15 protein-coding genes are annotated in these 18,990 nt (G+C 49.8%); 14 read left to right on the top strand and 1 reads right to left on the bottom strand.

Annotated features, from left to right (window positions below; all coding sequences use genetic code 11):
- Positions 1 to 128 precede the first annotated feature (128 nt).
- The 12 genes from QZ303_RS01010 to QZ303_RS01065 all read left to right on the top strand — a co-directional run bounded on the left by QZ303_RS01010 (position 129) and on the right by QZ303_RS01065 (position 14,193).
- The gene (locus tag QZ303_RS01010; RefSeq protein ID WP_295727902.1) at positions 129 to 2,684 is read left to right on the top strand and encodes a glycoside hydrolase family 3 protein; all 2,556 of its coding nucleotides are present in this window, start codon (positions 129 to 131) and stop codon (positions 2,682 to 2,684) included.
- 203 nt (positions 2,685 to 2,887) lie between these two features.
- On the top strand, positions 2,888 to 4,051 hold the full coding sequence (locus QZ303_RS01015; RefSeq protein ID WP_295727903.1) for an exo-alpha-sialidase: 1,164 nt from the start codon (positions 2,888 to 2,890) through the stop codon (positions 4,049 to 4,051).
- A 111-nt stretch (positions 4,052 to 4,162) separates the two neighbouring features.
- Positions 4,163 to 5,272 (top strand): peptide chain release factor 1, encoded by a 1,110-nt coding sequence (prfA, locus tag QZ303_RS01020; RefSeq protein ID WP_295727906.1) that lies wholly within the window; start codon positions 4,163 to 4,165, stop codon positions 5,270 to 5,272.
- A 31-nt stretch (positions 5,273 to 5,303) separates the two neighbouring features.
- Positions 5,304 to 6,137 (top strand): orotidine-5'-phosphate decarboxylase, encoded by an 834-nt coding sequence (pyrF, locus tag QZ303_RS01025; RefSeq protein ID WP_295727908.1) that lies wholly within the window; start codon positions 5,304 to 5,306, stop codon positions 6,135 to 6,137.
- A 196-nt stretch (positions 6,138 to 6,333) separates the two neighbouring features.
- The gene (gene pgk / locus QZ303_RS01030) at positions 6,334 to 7,584 is read left to right on the top strand and encodes a phosphoglycerate kinase (protein WP_295727910.1); all 1,251 of its coding nucleotides are present in this window, start codon (positions 6,334 to 6,336) and stop codon (positions 7,582 to 7,584) included.
- Between the two features lie 251 nt (positions 7,585 to 7,835).
- Positions 7,836 to 8,876 carry a class I SAM-dependent methyltransferase gene (locus tag QZ303_RS01035; protein WP_295727911.1) on the top strand — a complete coding sequence of 347 codons (1,041 nt, stop codon included), beginning with the start codon at positions 7,836 to 7,838 and terminating at the stop codon, positions 8,874 to 8,876.
- 106 nt (positions 8,877 to 8,982) lie between these two features.
- Entirely contained in the window at positions 8,983 to 9,609 is a 627-nt protein-coding gene (locus tag QZ303_RS01040) for a radical SAM protein (protein ID WP_295727913.1), read from the top strand.
- 2 nt (positions 9,610 to 9,611) lie between these two features.
- Positions 9,612 to 10,448, top strand: a complete 837-nt coding sequence (locus QZ303_RS01045) for an energy transducer TonB (RefSeq protein WP_295727915.1) — start codon at positions 9,612 to 9,614, stop codon at positions 10,446 to 10,448.
- 2 nt (positions 10,449 to 10,450) lie between these two features.
- A complete protein-coding gene (locus tag QZ303_RS01050; protein ID WP_295727917.1) occupies positions 10,451 to 11,404 on the top strand; it encodes a carboxypeptidase-like regulatory domain-containing protein in 954 nt (317 codons plus the stop codon).
- Positions 11,405 to 11,458: 54 nt separating this feature from the next.
- On the top strand, positions 11,459 to 11,998 hold the full coding sequence (locus QZ303_RS01055) for a hypothetical protein (RefSeq protein WP_295727919.1): 540 nt from the start codon (positions 11,459 to 11,461) through the stop codon (positions 11,996 to 11,998).
- Between the two features lie 380 nt (positions 11,999 to 12,378).
- Entirely contained in the window at positions 12,379 to 13,236 is an 858-nt protein-coding gene (locus QZ303_RS01060) for an enoyl-ACP reductase (RefSeq protein ID WP_295727921.1), read from the top strand.
- Between the two features lie 126 nt (positions 13,237 to 13,362).
- Positions 13,363 to 14,193 carry a transporter substrate-binding domain-containing protein gene (locus tag QZ303_RS01065; protein ID WP_295727923.1) on the top strand — a complete coding sequence of 277 codons (831 nt, stop codon included), beginning with the start codon at positions 13,363 to 13,365 and terminating at the stop codon, positions 14,191 to 14,193.
- On the opposite strand, the gene QZ303_RS01070 is transcribed toward QZ303_RS01065, so the two are convergent.
- On the bottom strand, positions 14,194 to 15,612 hold the full coding sequence (locus QZ303_RS01070; RefSeq protein ID WP_295727924.1) for a GDSL-type esterase/lipase family protein: 1,419 nt from the start codon (positions 15,610 to 15,612) through the stop codon (positions 14,194 to 14,196).
- Positions 15,613 to 15,932: 320 nt separating this feature from the next.
- Here QZ303_RS01070 and QZ303_RS01075 point away from each other — a divergent pair, with 320 nt between their 5' ends.
- Both QZ303_RS01075 and QZ303_RS01080 read left to right on the top strand, forming a co-directional pair.
- The gene (locus tag QZ303_RS01075) at positions 15,933 to 16,712 is read left to right on the top strand and encodes an alpha/beta hydrolase (protein WP_295727954.1); all 780 of its coding nucleotides are present in this window, start codon (positions 15,933 to 15,935) and stop codon (positions 16,710 to 16,712) included.
- Positions 16,713 to 17,062: 350 nt separating this feature from the next.
- Positions 17,063 to 18,904, top strand: coding sequence for a beta-L-arabinofuranosidase domain-containing protein (locus QZ303_RS01080; RefSeq protein ID WP_295727925.1), 1,842 nt, complete (start codon positions 17,063 to 17,065; stop codon positions 18,902 to 18,904).
- Positions 18,905 to 18,990 lie beyond the last annotated feature (86 nt).

An 18,990-nucleotide genomic window follows, 5' to 3' on the forward strand; every position in this document is an offset into this window, starting at 1 on the left:
AGCGTGTACTTTGGTGGGGGTGGGAATTTTTTTCTTAAATTTGTGCAGCGATATACGAAAATCGAGCGGTTGTACGCTTACGTTATTGCGATATAGCATTTTACAACAAAATTATTTATCGAACGATTATGAGAAAAATTTTGCGAATGGTCGGCGGCATTGCCATGCTGACCGTCTCTGTTGCGACTTTTGCGCAGAAGCTTTATCTTGACGAGGATGCGCCTGTGGACAGGCGTGTGGCGGACTTGTTGGGGCGACTCACGGTAGAGGAAAAGGTTGGGTTGCTACGCGCCACCTCTCCCGCTATCGAACGTCTGGGAATAGACAAATATTATCATGGCAACGAAGCGCTCCACGGAGTGGTTCGCCCCGGTCGTTTCACGGTATTCCCTCAAGCCATCGGGCTTGCAGCCACGTGGAATCCTGAACTACAGCATCGTGTGGCCACAGCCATTTCCGATGAAGCCCGCGCCCGATGGAATCAGCTTGACCAGGGACGCCTCCAGAAAGAACAGTTTACCGATGTGCTTACCTTCTGGTCACCTACGGTGAATATGGCACGTGATCCCCGATGGGGCCGTACGCCCGAGACTTATGGTGAGGACCCGGTGTTGAGCGGCGTAATGGGGACGGCATTTGTCAAAGGTCTGCAAGGCGATGATCCGCGTTACCTTAAAATAGTATCTACGCCTAAGCACTTTGCCGCCAACAACGAGGAACACAACCGCTTCTCATGCCTGCCGCAGCTCACCGAGAAGCAGCTGAGGGAATACTACCTGCCGGCCTTCGAGCAATGTATCACAGAAGGGAAGGCCGCGTCGATAATGGCAGCCTACAATGCCGTGTTCGACGTGCCTTGCGCGGCCAATCCTTGGCTTCTTACAAAAGTACTGCGCGACGACTGGGGATTTGGCGGTTATGTTGTCAGTGATTGCGGAGGAGTGGCCGCAGTACGTAACGCACACAAGTATTGCAAGACTCTCGAGACAGCCGGCGCGTTATGCCTGAAGGCCGGCCTTGATCTTGAGTGTGGCGACGAGGTATATGACGAACCTCTGTTGCGTGCATATCGTCTCGGCATGGTGACGGATGCCGACATAGATACTGCAGCTACGCGTGTGCTCACTGCGCGAATGAGGCTTGGAATATTTGATTCGGGAGACAAAAATCCATATACCCTCATCCCGGTTTCCGTAATCGGCTCGGAGGAACACCAGCAGGTGGCTCTGGAGGCTGCGCGTCAGTCTATAGTGCTTTTGAAGAACAAAAAATCCACGTTGCCTCTCAATCCGAAGAAAATCAAGACGATTGGAGTAGTCGGTATCAATGCCGACAAGGCTGAGTTCGGCGATTATAGCGGAATGCCTGTAGTGGCTCCCGTATCGGTGCTGCAGGGTATCCGTAATCGTGCGGGGGACGGCATCAAAGTGCTTCATGCTCCGTGGAAATCGGCAAAGGATGGGCTTGAAATCATAGACGAACGTTCTTTCCCGGAGGGCGTCAAGGCCGAATACTATTCAAATACGAACCTCGAAGGCACTCCCAAGGTGCGCCATGAGAAATGGGTCAACTATGAACCTGCCAACCAGGCTCCCGATCCGTTCTTGCCCGGAAATCCGGTGTCGGTGCGTTGGACGGGCAAATTGCGCCCGGCAGTCAGCGGGGATTACATTATGACATTTACCAGCGATGACGGAGCGCGCCTGTATATCGACGACAGGCTTCTGATTGATTCATGGAGCGGACATGCCGTGCGCACCGACTCTGCGTCGGTGTACCTTGAGGCAGGGCGTGACTATGATCTTCGCGCGGAGTATTGGGACAATCGCGACTATGCCATAGCGCGCCTGCAGTGGAAAGTCCCGGCAGCTCCGGCGGTTACACGCCTTGAGATGTTCGGTGAGGCAGGTGATGTGGCGCGCAAGAGCGATGTTGTCGTCGCTGTGATGGGAATCAACAAGTCAATTGAGCGTGAGGGGCAGGATCGTTATGACATTCAGCTTCCCGAAGATCAGCGCGAATTCCTTCAGGAACTTTATAAAGTGAACCCCAACATAGTGCTTGTGCTTGTGGCCGGCAGCAATCTTGCCCTTAATTGGGAAGATGCCAACCTCCCGGCAATAGTGGATGCATGGTATGGCGGCGAAAGCGGGGGTACGGCTGTGGCGGAAGTGCTGTTCGGTGACTATAATCCCGCAGGACGACTGCCTTTGACGTTCTATCGAAGCCTTGATGACCTCCCTGCATTTGACGATTACGATATCACAAAAGGACGTACGTATAAATATTTCACCGGCGACGTCGTATATCCTTTCGGTCATGGCTTGAGCTATTCGAAGTTCAGATATGACAAACTGCGTGTAAAGGATGCCGGAGATGAGTTGCTTGTGTCGTTTGACATAAAGAATACGGGTCGTCTCGACGGTGACGAGGTGGCGCAGGTTTACATGCGGATGCCTGAATACGGTTGTGCCATTGCGCCCATCAAGGAGCTGAAGGGATTCCGTCGCGTAAGAGTGCCTCGTGGAAAAACGGAGCATGTGGAGATTGCTGTTCCCAAGTCGTCGTTGCGCTATTGGGATGATAAAGACGGTAGATTCGTAGTCGCACCCTCGGGGATATATGATATACTTGTAGGATCTTCTTCTGCTGACATGAGACTTCAGTCAACGATAGAATTATAGTACTCCGGGGCATGGTTCCATGGCATTTGCTTCGGCGGTATATCAATTTGATATGCCGCCGTTTTTATCCTCGCATGAGAGGGTGCAGAGTGGATACATATGTGAAGGACTTTTTATCTTGCCAGTGAGATTTTACACATATTTTCATAGAAAATGTTATCTTTGCCGGGAATAAATATTTTAACCCAGATACCTTAAACCTCATGACTAAATTATCACTAAGAAATGCAATCAGATGGTCGGCTTTGTCTATGCTGCTGATCAGTCCGCTGTCAGGCATCGCCCAACAGGTACATACCGCCAATTGGGCCGACGGAGTGGAGCGTGCTCTTGTCTATCGCCCGGGCGACTTTGATTCTAAATTCTATCGTATCCCGGCTATTGTCACGGCCAAGGACGGTTCGCTCGTTACTGTGGCTGACAAACGCATAGAGCATAACGGCGATCTGCCCGCGAAAATTGATGTCGTGTCGCGACGGAGCACCGACGGCGGACGCACGTGGAGCGACTATGTCACCGTAGCCGCGCATGACGAGGTTGGCGGTTGCGGCGATCCCGCACTCGTTGTTGACGACAAGACCGGCGACATTCTGGCGATATTCAGCCACGGCAACGGTCTTTGGCAGGATACGCCGGCTCATATAAGCGTGGCCAGAAGTAAGGATAACGGAATGACGTGGGGCAAAATGCTCGACATAAATCCTCAGATACTCACGACCGACACTAATGGCAAACAACCAATAAAGTGCACAAGCGCTTTTGCATCGTCGGGGCGTGCGACCCAGTTGGATAACGGACGCATAATGTTCCCGCTCGTAGTGCGTGAAAAGGAAAATCCCAACTTCAAGGTCTATGCCATCTATTCCGATGACGGTGGCAGCAAATGGAGCGTGTCGAAGAATCCGGCTACGGCCGACGGTGACGAATCGAAGATCGTGCAGCTTGCCGACGGCTCGCTGATAATGAGCATACGTAACCGCTTCGGCTCGCTGCGCAAGTTCTCGTTCTCCCACGACCGTGGCGAAACGTGGAGCGAACCGGTGCCGGTCGAGGGCCTTCCCGATCCGCGCTGCAACGGTGACATAATCCGTTATGCCCGTGACGGCAAGGATCTTTTACTGCAATCTCTTCCGGGCGATCCCAATGGCAGGAATAATGTCGCCATCTATGTGAGCAATGACGGCGGCAAGACGTGGCCCGTCAAAAAGACCGTGGTCACAATCCCGTCGGCATACTCCTCCATGACAATCCTTCCTGACGGAAGCATCGGCATACTCACCGAGGAGAGCGCAAACAACCACTACAGCTACGATATATGGTTTACCCGTCTCCCCATCGATGTAATCCTTGCCGGTGACAAGAAGTAGACAACGTAATAATGACTCCTTAAATATATCTCCTGCGGAGCGAGGCTCTGTAGGAGTTTTTTTGTACATTTGCAGACACATTTAACACCCTCAAAAAAGACTGTTCGATAGATGGCTGAAAACAATCTGCTTTCACGCCTTGACGGCATAGAGGCAAGGTTCGAGGAGGTGAGCACGCTCATTACCGATCCTGCCGTGATTGCCGACATGAAGCGCTATGTGAAGCTCACCAAGGAATACAAGGATCTTTCGCGCCTGACGGAGGCCACGCGGGCCTACCGTACTGCGCTCGACAATATCGAGGAGGCACATCAGGTGCTTGCCGACGAGACCGACGAGGAGTTGCGGTCCATGGCCAAGGAAGAGCTTGACGAGGCTACGGCAAAACTCCCTGCCATGGAGGAGGAAATCAAGCTGCTCCTCATCCCGGCGGACCCGGAGGATGGTAAAAACGCTATCGTTGAGATACGTGGCGGTACTGGCGGTGACGAGGCTGCCATATTCGCCGGAGACTTATATAAGATGTACACGAAGTATTGTGAATCGAAGGGTTGGCAGTGCGCCGTAAGCAGTTTCAGCGAAGGTGCTGCCGGAGGTTTCAAGGAAATAGTGTTCTCTGTAACCGGCGAAGGCGTGTATGGTATACTGAAATATGAATCCGGCGTACATCGCGTGCAGCGTGTCCCTGCAACAGAGACACAAGGACGTGTGCATACTTCCGCCGCTACCGTCGCCGTGCTTCCGGAGGCCGAGGAGTTCGACATAGAGATCAATGAGGGCGAAATCAAGTGGGACACATTCCGCTCGGGAGGTGCCGGCGGACAAAACGTCAACAAGGTGGAGTCGGGTGTGCGTCTGCGCTACATGTGGCGCAATCCCAACACGGGGGTTACCGAAGAGATATTGATTGAATGTACCGAGACTCGCGACCAACCCAAAAACAAGGAGCGTGCCCTTAGCCGACTGCGTACATTCATCTACGATAAGGAACATCAGAAGTATGTCGACGACATAGCATCGCGTCGCAAGACCATGGTCTCGACCGGCGACCGTTCGGCAAAGATACGTACCTACAATTATCCGCAAGGGCGTATCACTGACCATCGTATCAACTACACCATCTATAATCTTTCCGCTTTCATGGACGGCGACATACAGGACTGCATCGACCATCTCATCGTGGCCGAAAATGCTGAGAAGCTGAAGGCAAGCGAACTATAAGTTTTTATAATTCATAAAACTACATACTGCAATGACAAGACAGGAAATCATTGGTAACATAAAGAGCAAGGGATCGTTTCTGTGCGTAGGCCTGGATCCTGACATAAAGAAGATTCCTCAACATCTGCTGCGTGAGGAAAATCCACTGTATTCATTCTGCAAGGCAATAGTCGATGCTACGGCTCAATATGCCGTAGCCTATAAGCCCAATCTCGCATTCTTTGAGAGCATGGGTGTAGAGGGATGGCTCGCTTTGGAGGACATTGTGAAATACATTAATGAGAAATATCCTGACCAGTTTGTAATCGCTGATGCAAAACGCGGTGACATAGGTAATACATCTAAACTGTATGCCCGTGCCGTGTTTGAGCATCTGAACGCCGATGCAGTGACCGTGGCACCCTATATGGGCGAGGACAGCGTAACTCCTTTCCTTGGTTATCCCGGCAAGTGGGTGGTGCTGTTGGCTCTGACTTCAAACAAAGGAAGCCACGACTTCCAGCTTACTCCCGATGAAAACGGGAAGAGGCTTTTTGAGAACGTTATACTTGCTTCACAGAAGTGGGCGACTACCGACGAACTTATGTATGTTGTGGGTGCTACGCAGGGATGTATGTTCGAGGACATCCGTGCTATCGCACCTGACAATTTCCTCCTCGTGCCCGGAGTAGGCGCACAGGGCGGTAGCCTTGAGGATGTGGCCCAATATGGCATGACAAAGGATTGTGGACTGCTTGTCAACTCATCGCGAGGCATAATCTACGCATCGGCAGGGGAAGATTTCGCCGAAGCCGCCGCGCGCGAGGCCTCCAAGCTCCGAGACCAGATGGCGCTGCTGTTACGCCGATACGGTGTAGTCGACTGAGGCACTTTCGGCAGCCGGTATTGGGAATTTTAATCGTAGACAAAGATACTTAACGATATTTTAGACGGGAAATAGCATTTGCTCCCGACTTTTTTCGTATCTTTGACTCCGACTTAGATATGTCTACGGCGAAGGAAAATTATTTGTATCTTTGCCGGCGCGATACTGTGATAATCATTAACCAACCAATAACAAAATGGCAACTATCGACAATTACAATTTCAATGGCAAGAAGGCCATCGTCCGTGTGGACTTCAATGTGCCTCTGGATGAGAACGGTAACATTACCGACGATACCCGTATCCGTGGTGCGCTCCCCACACTCAAGAAGATACTCAACGACGGCGGAAGCCTCATCATCATGTCGCACATGGGCAAGCCCAAAGGCAAGGTGAACCCCAAATTCTCACTCTCGCAGATCAAGGACGCCGTAGCCAAGGCTCTCGGCACCGACGTGAAGTTCGCTCCCGACTGCGCCAACGCAGCAGAGGCTGCCGCTTCCCTTAAGCCGGGCGAAGTGCTCCTGCTCGAAAACCTCCGTTTCTATCCCGAGGAGGAAGGTAAGCCCGTGGGCATCGAAAAGACCGATCCTGCCTATGAGGATGCCAAGAAAGAGATGAAAGCCCGTCAGAAAGAATTTGCCAAGACTCTTGCAAGCTACGCTGACGTTTACGTGAACGATGCTTTCGGCACCGCTCACCGCAAGCATGCCTCGACAGCAGTCATTGCCGACTATTTCGATGCTGACAACAAGATGCTCGGCTACCTCATGGAGAAGGAAGTGAAGGCTGTCGACAACATCCTAAGCGACATCAAGCGTCCGTTCACCGCTATTATGGGGGGTTCGAAGGTATCAACCAAGATCGGTATTATCGAGAACCTTATGGACAAGGTTGACAATCTGATCCTCTGCGGTGGAATGACCTACACATTCTCCAAGGCACAGGGTGGCAAGATCGGCAACTCCATCGTGGAGGATGACAAGCTCGATCTCGCTCTCGACATCATCAAGAAGGCAAAGGAGAAGGGCGTGAACCTTATCCTCGGCACCGACTGCATTGCCGCTGATTCGTTCAGCAACGACGCAAAGACAATGGTATGTCCCTCCAACGATATTCCCGACGGTTGGGAAGGCCTTGATGCAGGTCCCGAGACCCGCAAGGCTTTCGCCGCAGCCATCGAGCCTTCCAAGACCATCCTTTGGAATGGCCCCGCAGGTGTGTTTGAATTCGACAACTTCACCGCAGGATCGCGTGCTATCGCCGAGGCAATCGTGAAGGCTACCGACAATGGCGCATTCTCGCTCGTAGGCGGTGGTGACTCTGTGGCTTGTGTCAACAAGTTCGGTCTTGCTGATCAGGTAAGCTACGTGTCTACCGGTGGTGGTGCTCTCCTTGAGGCTATCGAAGGCAAGGTGCTCCCCGGTGTAGCAGCTATCAAAGGTTAATACGCATAAAGCATATATTCCATAGTTATTTCCGGGCATCGGACATTTTTGTCCGATGCCCTTTTCTTATAGAAGTTCTATATGTCGTTTATTGACGATGAACGTTTCTGGCAGTGGGTGGAAGCCCATGAACAGGACGATCCCATGAAATTGCGCCTCTCATGGCATGGCCGCGAGAGCTGGATTGACGATGCTGTCCGACAGATTGAGTGCCGCCGTAAATATCGCAAGAAACTGCCGTCTGAAGTGGCATGCCGGAGATTTTATTTCCCACATCGCTCTCCGGCGAGCAGTCGACGAGCGATGAACTGGCGCGCATGCATGCGTCCATGCTTCCTGACGGCGTATGTTCCATGGTAGACTTGACGGCGGGACTTGGTGTTGATGCTATGACCTTGGCGCGTGTCACCGGTGCACATGTCGTCGCTGTCGAACGTGAGCGGGAAGTCGCAGACGCTCTCGTCCATAATGCGGCTGCAATGGGTGTCTGGATCGACGTGAAGTGCGCTGACTGTCGCGACTACCTGACGGCATTGCCCGACAGGGTCTTTGATGCGGCTTTTATTGATCCGGCCCGACGTGACGCGCGCGGCTTACGTGTCTACGGTTTGGCGGACTGTGAACCGGACGTCTTGCAGATGCTACCGCTTTTACGTAGGAAGGCGCGCACACTTATAGTGAAAATGTCACCGATGCTTGACGTATCGCAGATTTTGCGTGACCTTCCCGTTGTTAACGACCTTTGGGCGCTTGGCTCGTCTACGGAGTGCAAGGAGCTTGTGGCGAGATGCCTCCTTGCAGAAGAATCTGGTGCTATGATGGGTGCGGAGCCACGTCTGCATGCGGTCACATCCAAGGGAGAATTCATGTTTACTCCGGCCGACGAAGTGGCGGCAAGCTGCGGCTATGGCCTCCCGGCGAGCGAGGGGTGGATATATGAGCCGTGGCCCGTTGTGATGAAGTTAGCCCCGTGGCGGTTGTTGGCCGAACGTTTCGGCATGACGCAACTACATCCCAACACACATCTCTATTATTCCCAGGAAAGGGTCGATGGTTTTCCGGGCGATGGACGGCGTATCATTGAAGTGCTTCCATTCTCTTCGTCCGTGATCAAGCGTATGCCGAAACGCTATCCGGTTATGCAGGTGGCCACGCGAAATTTCCCTCTTACAACCGACGTGCTTGCCCGCAAACTCCATGCCAGGGAAGGGCACAATGCCGTTAGGGTCATTGGTGCGACGGTAAGCCCGGATGTGCCGTCGCTCATAGTCCTGGGGGATGCAGCCATATGATTCCACAGTGTAGGTGTAATTCCTGCGTATCTTTTGATGTTTCTTCGGAATGTGATCTGATTCACGCTTAAAATCGGGAATTTTTGCTAACTTGCGTTTTACGAATATGGAAAGCTACTATACAGCAAAAATCATAGGCATCGCGCGTCACCGTCTGGAGATCGACGGCGACGGCGTTACTACGCTCGTGGCTTTTCACGGTTGCCCGCTTCTATGCCGCTATTGCCTAAATCCGCAGTCGTTCGGTAATGGTGCCGGTTTTAAGGAATATACACCCGAATCCCTCTATCAGGAAGTACGCATCGACGAGCTTTACTTCCTCGCTACACGTGGCGGCATCACATTCGGTGGCGGAGAACCTGCCATGCGGATCGGTTTCATCCAGCGCTTCCGAAAGATTTGCGGTGACGAGTGGGGGATCAATATCGAGACATCGCTCAATGTCCCAACAGAGAATGTTTCATCCCTGCTACCGATAGTCGACACTTTGATTATCGACATCAAGGATATGAACCCTGAAATTTACTGCGATTACACCGGACAGGATAACTCCCGTGTTCTTGATAATCTCCGGCTGATAGCCGATAGCGGCAGACAGGGAGATTGCATTATCCGCATACCGTTGATACCTGATTTCAACACCGAAGCCGACCGCGAGGCAAGCCGCGCCGCGCTTGAACAGCTCGGTTTTACCCGATTCGACCTATTCACATACCAAATACGCAAACACTGACTATGGCACGAGGAAAACGGACATGCAAGATACTGAAAGAGATCCGCCGGCAGATAGCCGAGGCGAACGACATAGAGTTTGTAACGTCGGAGTGCCGCTACCGTGGCGACTGCCTCGGCACATGCCCTAAGTGCGAGGCTGAAGTCCGCTACTTGGAAGAACAGCTTCGCATACGACAACTGATGGGTAAAGCCGTCGCTCTCGCCGGAATTTCAGCGGGAATGATCCTCATGCCGGCGTGCAGTGGTGCATCATCGAATCAATCAAAAGAAACATTGCAAACCACCACTGTCGAGCCGATTGAGCAAACCGATACGATTGACAGCCAAGATGAAGGCGAACTGCCTGAAATAGACAGCACATCAAGAGTCACATCGGATTTATGCGCCGTTAAAACCGGCGAGACGGAAGAAGAATCGATGGCTATCACAATTCAGGGCGATGTGTCATTGCCCGAAGATACTGTCGCCATCAATAAAAATGAAACAGACGGTAACGCACCTGAAGAAAACAAGGTGTTTGGAATGGTTGGTGTTACCATGCCTTCATTTCCCGGTGGTGAGGAAAAACTTAAGGAATGGATTTATCAGCATATGGTCTATCCACAGAAAGCCATGGATGATTCCATACAAGGCCGTGTTGTAATCCAGTTCTTGGTAGACTGTAATGGTAACGTATGTAATATAAAAGTGGCAAGAGGGATATGTGAGGAACTTGATAATGAAGCTATGCGGGTTGCCGAATCATTTCCTCCATTTAATCCGGCGACAATGGATGGCAAAGTTGTTGAATGTTGGTACACGCTTCCAATAACATTCAAGATATTACCTGCTGACTGACTATGGCACGAGGAAAACGGACCTGCAAGATACTGAAAGAGATTCGTCGGCAGATAGCCGAAGCTAATGGCATAGAGTTTGTAACGTCGGAGTGCCGCTACCGTGGTGACTGTCTCGGCACATGCCCCAAGTGCGAGGCTGAAGTCCGCTACCTGGAAGAGCAGCTCCGTGCTCGCCGGCTTATGGGTAAAGCCATCGCTCTCGCAGGAGTATCGGCAGGTGCGCTTGCGATGTTCATGCCGACAGCATCATGTGCACAGACTTCTCCGGATTCGACGGCTTTCTTGAAAGACAGTATCGTTGCAACAACAACAGACACGATTCGGATTAAAGGCGTTGTGCTGAGTGGTGACACATTGCCGGATGGCAGCATATCCAAAGAACCCTTGATCGGAGCGATTGTACTTAACAGGAGCATAGGAACAGGCACGGTTTCAGATTTAGATGGAAATTTCAACATATGCGCCTATGTAGGAGACACACTGGAAGTGGAGTATGTCGGATATGAAACAATGACAATTGCAGTGACCGACGATATGCGTGATACCACCGTTACGCTTGCTCCGGCACAGGCACTGCTTGGCGAAATGGTTATCGCAGGGCTGGCTCCCGTTGTCCAACGTGAGGAACATCATTATCTTGACCTCAATGTGATTGACAAGGATGGGAATCGCATTGATAGAGAGAATCTTTATATTGAACGTATCGTAATCGATGATAACGGGGAGACGGACTCTGTATTCCTGTCGCCGGAATACTTCGATGAAAAGCATCCATGCCGGATATACTGGGATTACGACTATGGCTTGAGGGATGAGAACGGTAATCCTGTAAAAGAGGCCACGTTAAGCATCGAGGCGGATGGCTACGACGACCCGGTTATAATCAATGTCAAATATCCCAAACGCAACGCCAAGAAAACAGTTAAGTTCAAAAACAATAATGGAAAACAATGAGTGCCTTTTTCCAATAGATACTCCCAACAATAATACCTTATTAATCACAGATGAATGAATAAAACTTTAGAAGATTATATTGCAATATATTCGCAATTCAGAAATGGCAAGTTGAGCAAGCTGGAGAGGAAAAAGCGACATCTAATGTTGACGGAATGGTCTAAAAGTATAGGCCCTCATAATATTCCGGATGTACATGAATTAAGTGCATTTTGGGATAGTTATCCTGAATCATGCTATAATCGAATCTTTATAATGTATGTTGTGTTACCTGTCGTTATCTCTGACTTTGATAGTGGGAGTATTGATGGAATTAAATTATTGTTCCGTGGTTTTCAAGAAGCTTACTGGCGAAGCGTTGACAATATTGATAGTCCATTTTATATATTTTGCGACGAGACAGGACATAATTACTTTGATATTGCTGACAGAATCCTTGAGAAAGAACCAGGGAATCTTGATGTACTGAATTTCAAATATAAGAAATTAAAATCATACCTGACGTTTTCTTTACATGAAATGCCTATAGGCATACACTTGATGGAATGGATGGTGCTTATCCGTCCGACATACCACATATGCTTAATTCCGTGAATGAATTCCAAGACCTGTCGAGACAATTAGCAATTGATGACAATAATCGAATGTGGGATGAATCGATAATTGCGGATTGTCGAAAATTTTATCCGGCATACAGAGACTATCTTCAAAGTTTGCATATTTATGCAAACTTTGAAGAATATTTAATCCAAAATGAGATTGAGTATTAGGCAGATTTCTGATTATTTATTTGATTAATTGCGTGGACAATAAATATAACTCCGATATATTAAGAACGTTATGCAGAGTCGTAATGGGGTTAAGTCATGGGGGACAAGTCGGTCAGGGATGGGAATCGGTATCGATTTGCACGGACGACATGGATTTAGTAACTTTGCAGTCCGTAAACAGAATAGAAGTATATATTACAGATTATGAGTTACAATCTATTGAAAGGTAAGCGCGGTGTGATATTCGGTGCGCTCAACGACATGAGTATTGCATGGAAGGTCGCCGAACGTGCCGTAGAGGAGGGTGCGACCATCACGCTTTCCAACACTCCCGTTGCCGTAAGAATGGGCGATGTGAGCAAACTCGGTGAAAAACTTGGCGCTGAAGTTATTCCCGCTGATGCTACCAATGTCGAGGATTTAGAAATGGTGTTTCAGAAGTCGACCGAGATTCTCGGAGGCAAGATTGACTTCGTGCTTCACTCGATAGGTATGTCACCCAACGTGCGCAAGAAGCGCCTGTATGATGACATTGATTACGATCTTCTTAACAAGACGCTTGATATATCGGCCATATCGTTCCACAAGATGATACAGGCCGCCAAGAAGCTCGATGCCATAGCTGACTACGGCAGTATCGTGGCTCTCAGTTATATAGCTGCCCAGCGTACGATGTTCGGCTACAACGACATGGCCGATGCCAAAGCTCTATTGGAATCAATTGCCCGCAGTTTCGGCTATATTTACGGACGTGAGAAGCATGTACGCATCAACACAATTTCGCAGTCGCCCACGCAGACCACCGCAGGAAGTGGCGTCAAGGGCATGTCGTCGCTGATGGATTTCGCCAACCGCATGTCGCCGCTGGGAAATGCGGATGCTGACGAATGCGCCAATTATTGTATCGTCATGTTCAGCGACCTGACGCGCAAGGTCACTATGCAGAACCTGTTCCACGACGGAGGCTTCTCCTCGATGGGAATGAGCTTGCGCGCTATGGATCAGTATGAGAAGAGCTTCGATTTATACCGTAATCCGGACGGGACAATACAGTACGGGTAATAAATCTTTCTATTCCACAATATGTAAAATAATATAATAAGGTGTGTCAAATCCATCCTATGTCGGGAGCGTGATTATGACACACCTTTGTTTCGTTTGTTAGAATACTATATAGACTTTCTTACCATGGAACTTATGCCAAAGAAAGGCAACGGCCTACTGTATGCCACGCTACTTCTGTTCGTGCTTCTCGGCATGTATGGATTGCGCCGTTGCGCAGACGCAAAGAATCCTGTCGGCGTGGGAGGGATAGTACCGTCGGGTGGCGATACCATCGACGTGGCCATAGAGTACGCTCCGCTCGTCTGCTATACGTATGCCGACACGTTGGGTGGAGTACACTACGACATGCTGCGGGAGATAGCTTCAAGCCATGGTGTTGCTATAAAGTTTCATCCCGTCACGTCTTTTGACCGCAGTCTGGCATTACTTGATGACAGTGTCATCGATATGCTTGTGGCCGATGTCCCCATGACTGCTGAATTTCGCGGACGTTACCGCTTTCTTGAGCCTGTACTTGTCGACCGGCAGGTGCTCGTGCAGCTGCGAGACTCTGTTTCCGGCCATGGCCCGGTGCGCAGCGCGCTTGATCTTGGGGGCGATACTGTGTGGATTGCGGCCGGCTCTTCGGTAGAAAGCCGCATACGCAACCTCGGACGCGAGATAGGCGACACCATATACATCATTCCGGAGAAGGAGTACGGTCCGGAGCAGTTGGCGATAATGACGGCTACGGGAGAGATACCAAGAGCTGTGATAAGCCGGAGGATAGCGGGTGAGATAGCCAAGGACTATCCTCGGCTTGACGTGGTTACGGAAGTATCATTCAATCAGTTTCAGTCATGGATAACCGGCAGGCACAGCGACATTGCGGCTGACTCTCTTGACATATGGATAAACCGTTATAAGGCAACGGATGCCTATCGTGCCCTGCTGGAGCGCTACAGGATGAAGTGACTACCGGACCCCTGCAAGCGAGGAGCATACTGAACGGGCCATCATATAGGCTCCACGAGGGTTTGGATGGTCATTTGGAGCGTATGCGCCGGCACATTCACCACGGAACACGTGTTGCAGGTCAATAAGACCGATACCGTTGTCATCTGCGAGCTTGCTTATCCGCGATATCATCTGCTCGTAGTAGCCTTTGTCGTCGAATCCCCATGAGCGTGTCTGTGGATTTACATGCACATATGGTTCTATCACGAGATAGATTTCAGGAAGCGAGGGGATCATGCGGAAAGTGTCGATAAAGGCTTGATAATCAGCAACGAATTCAGATTGATATTTTTCCCAGTTGTAAGACTTGCAGTCGTTGACCCCCAAGGCTATGATTACTATGTCGGGACTCCAGTCCAGGGCACGCTTCATGGCCGGTAGCCCGGAATAACCGAACGGTGTGCCGGCATCAGTTCCTTTGCGCAGCATCGTTGCACAACTGACTCCGAAGTTTCCTACCTCGAACCGCTCGCCGAGCAGCGACTGCAATACTGCCGGATAGCTCTGCGTTGAGAAGTCATCGGTTCCTACACCCTCGGTCATGCTGTCTCCGATACATGCCACACGCAAAGGACGTGCATCGGCTCTGTCACCGGACAGGCAACGTGTTATATAGTCGGCTGCGGGTGCCGAGTTGTCGAGTCCGTGTGGATGGTGGCCGCTGTGCGGACGTACAATCGACTTCATTGGCACGTTCCAGCGTTCATATGTATCCTTTATAATCTTACCATGTTTCTTGAAAGGTACGATGGAGTCCGCTCCGCCGGATAGAAGAAGTATGGGCACGCGATGCTCTACAAGGGGAGTCAGGTTGTTTACGGCGTTATGGTGCATCTGCGGTGTGGCGATGGAATCCTCATTCCATTTACGGGACACGTCGGCATACCATTCCGGATTGACTTTTAGTCCGTCAAGGTCTACGAGAGGATTATCGAGAATCAGTGCGCCGACAAGTTCGGGATATGTCTGGGCCCATCGCAGGCTGTAGAATCCGCCACGGCTTAGTCCCTCCATCACTACTTTATCCATCAGGCCGCGGGCCACGGCAAAATCGTAGAATTCTTTTCCGGCGCGGATAGCCCGGGGACGTTCCCATTCGTCTGTGACATTGAAATAAGCTATGTGATAGCCTTTCTTAAGAAGTTCTTTATCGATTGACGGAAAGGCGTCGAAGAATGCCGGACGCCATACCCATGGATTTCCTTTTAGAGGCTTCTCCGGCACAACCATTATAGCCTCACGGTCTGCGATACGGAAATCGTAACGGTCCGCGCCGTTCCATACGCTTTTTTTGCCGGGCCATTCGGCACATAGTGCAGGAAATGTTGCCGTAGCTGTCATCATACCGGCAAGAATCAGGGAAAATAATCGTTTCATTGTTTTTTAGATTGATAACTATGTTTCGATGCTTTCCTGCAAAGTTAAACCTTAATACCGTAAAAAACAACAGTGTCTGAAAGCACGTGCTGCAAAACATAGAATGGAAAAACTTGAGTAATGCGTATGTGTCATTACTAATAATTGATTAATTTTGTATTCGTTGAGCAGGCGATTATATTTGATTTGGATTGTTTTTCGGTCTTTTGCATCAATCCTTTCCGCTATTTACCAATTGCTTTGTCAAAATCACATTATATAAAATGGTTATAAAAAATACATTTCATGTACGGCATAGGTATGGCGTGTCTTTATTGCTGATGCTGTCATCAGTCATATCGGTAGCACGGACATATGTCATTGATTCAGATATATCATATTCCACAAACAAGGATTCATATTCGGTTAAACGTTGTAAGTTGGATGTCTATCATGCGGATGATACAACCCGTCTCCCGGTCATAGTCTGGTTTCATGGAGGTGGGTTGACCGGAGGGGAACGCTTCATACCGCAAGAACTGAAAAATTCGGGATATGTGATAGTCGCACCTAACTATCGACTGATGCCTGCTGTCGCGATTGATGATTGCATTGATGATGCAGCTTCTGCCGTAGCATGGACTTTCAACAATATTTCAGAATATGGAGGAGATCCGGATAAAATATTCGTTGCAGGACACTCCGCCGGCGGGTATCTCACAAGCATGATCGGATTTGAAAAGAAATGGCTTGAAAAATATGGGATAGATGCCGACTCAATAATTGGATTAATCCCGTATAGCGGACAAGCCATAACGCATTTTGCTCAGCGACAGGCAAAAGGAATATCGGAATTCCGGCCGGTAATTGACGAATATGCCCCGCTTTATCATATCAGGAAAGATGCGCCACCTTACGTGATTATAACCGGTGATCGGGAATTGGAACTATATGGGAGATACGAAGAAAATGCCTATCTGTGGCGAATGCTTAAACTTATCGGACATCCGGACATCCGTATCTATGAGATTGACGGGCATGGCCATGGACAAATGGTTGGTCCGGCCCATCATATCCTGAAAACCAATGTCCGCAGAATCTTAGAGGGGGCTTTCCGGTAAGCTATTTGTGTTTTTTGAACAGTAATTAGCGGGTATTTGGGATTTTACTTAATAATTTTGTGGTTGTCGGTAGTGTACTCTTAAATATAACCCGGTTGTAGATAAGTAACTCAATTAACCTTGTTTTGTAAAATATGAGCATCCCCAAACCATTTGTAAGCCCGTTTATTGCTGCGGCAATAACGATAACCCTAAGTTGCCCGGTCTCGGCTCATGATGAAGTGATGGTTGTAGATCGACCTTTTATTGGTCAGAATTCAAATTATGTCAATTTCCGTGCTCCATTGCAGGAGGCACCTCTTATAAAATTGCCTGTCGGTTCGATACGTCCGGTCGGATGGTTGAGGCGCATGCTTGAACTACAGCGTGACGGTCTTAACGGACAACTTGGTTCAATCAGCGCGTGGCTCGACAAAAACAACAACCAGTGGCTTTCTGATTCCGGCGATCATGGTTGGGAGGAAGTGCCCTATTGGTTGAGGGGATATAGCTCGTTGGCCTACATTCTTGATGACGAGTCCATGAAAAAAGAGGCAAAATTATGGTTCGATGCCGTGCTGTCCAATATTAAAGAGGACGGCTTCATAGGTCCGCGCAATTTCGAGGGCGAGAATCCGGAATTGTGGGCGCAAATGATAATGCTATGGGCGCTTCAGACATACTATGAATATAGCGGCGACAATGCTGTATTGACTGCCATGACAAATTATTTCAAATGGGAAATGGATGTCCCCGATGAGCGTTTCATCAAAGGAGTATGGCAGGAAAAGCGTGGAGGTGATAATCTGTGGAGTGTGCTGTGGCTGTATAACCGAACAGGCGATACATCAATACTTCCGCTTGCCGACAAGCTGCACCGTAATACTTCCGATTGGACAATGAAAGACGCTTTGCCTAATTGGCACGGAGTCAATGTCGCCCAGGGATTCCGTGAGCCGGCCACATACTATATGCTTACCGGCGAAAAACGTATGCTTGATGCTACTTATGCTGCTTTTGAAGAGATGCGATGTCGCTATGGGAGAATGCCGGGCGGAATGTATGCGGCCGACGAGAATGCCCGTGTGGGATATTCCGATCCTCGCAACGGTGCGGAGACTTGTGCTGTCGTAGAGCACATGGCAAGTGACGAACTGCTGATGGCTTTCACCGGTGACCCATTCTGGGCCGACCATTGTGAGAATGTGGCATTCAATACGCTTCCGGCCGCTTTCACCGAGGATATGAAAGCCCTGCGCTATATCACTTCTGCAAATATGGCCATAAGTGATGAGAAACTACACGGTCCGAGCATCGACAACAATCTTCGGGGCATGCTGTCCATGAGCCCGTTCTCAAGCCGTTGTTGTCAGCACAACCACGGTATGGGCTGGCCATATTTTGCGGAACATCTCACCATGGCCACTGCCGACGACGGGATTGCCACCATGCTCTATGCATCAAACGAGGCGACAGTAAAAGTCGGTAGGAATGGACGTAATGTTCGGCTCAAACAAGAGACTTATTACCCGTTTGACGGAGTAATATCGTTGGAAGTAGAGACCGAAGCTCCCGTAGAGTTCCCGCTGTATCTTAGGATTCCGTCTTGGGCCAAGGGGGCGGAAACTTCGGTCAACGGTATTGCCCTTGATGTCGAAAATGCAGAAGGCAGGTACGTAAGGATTCTGCGTGAATGGAAGGATGGCGACAAAATAAAGCTCGACTTACCAATGAACGTCTCTCATACAATCTGGCCCGAGAATAAAAACAGCATAAGTGTCAATTACGGTCCATTGACGCTCTCGCTTAAGATTGATGAGATAAGATCGGCCCACGATAGCCGCGATCATGAGTTCGTCCAGGACGATTCACATTGGCAGGATGGTGTGGATGCCTCGAAGTGGCCATGTTATGTGTTGAAGCCTGCATCATCGTGGAACTATGGCCTTAAAGTAAATTCCGATAATTCGCCTGTTGATTTCAAAGTTATCCGGAAAGCGTGGCCGGCTGACGATTATCCGTTTTCTCTTGAAAGCTGCCCCCTTGAATTCACGGCGGTCGGTGTGCGTATCCCATCGTGGGGATATGATGATACCGGCATGACCGACATTCTCCCTGATGAATCAGCCGAAAGAGCCGAGGAAAAATCGATACCCCTGATACCTATGGGGGCAGCCAGGTTGCGCATAAGTGCATTCCCGAAATGCCGGTAAAACCAGCGCATTCCAATAGATAATAAAGATGGCGTTTAATATCCGTTTCCAGGTTATTAAACGCCATCTTTATTAGTGGATATGAT

Origin of the sequence: uncultured Muribaculum sp. (assembly GCF_910583865.1) — a bacterium.
Taxonomy (GTDB): Bacteria; Bacteroidota; Bacteroidia; order Bacteroidales; family Muribaculaceae; genus Muribaculum.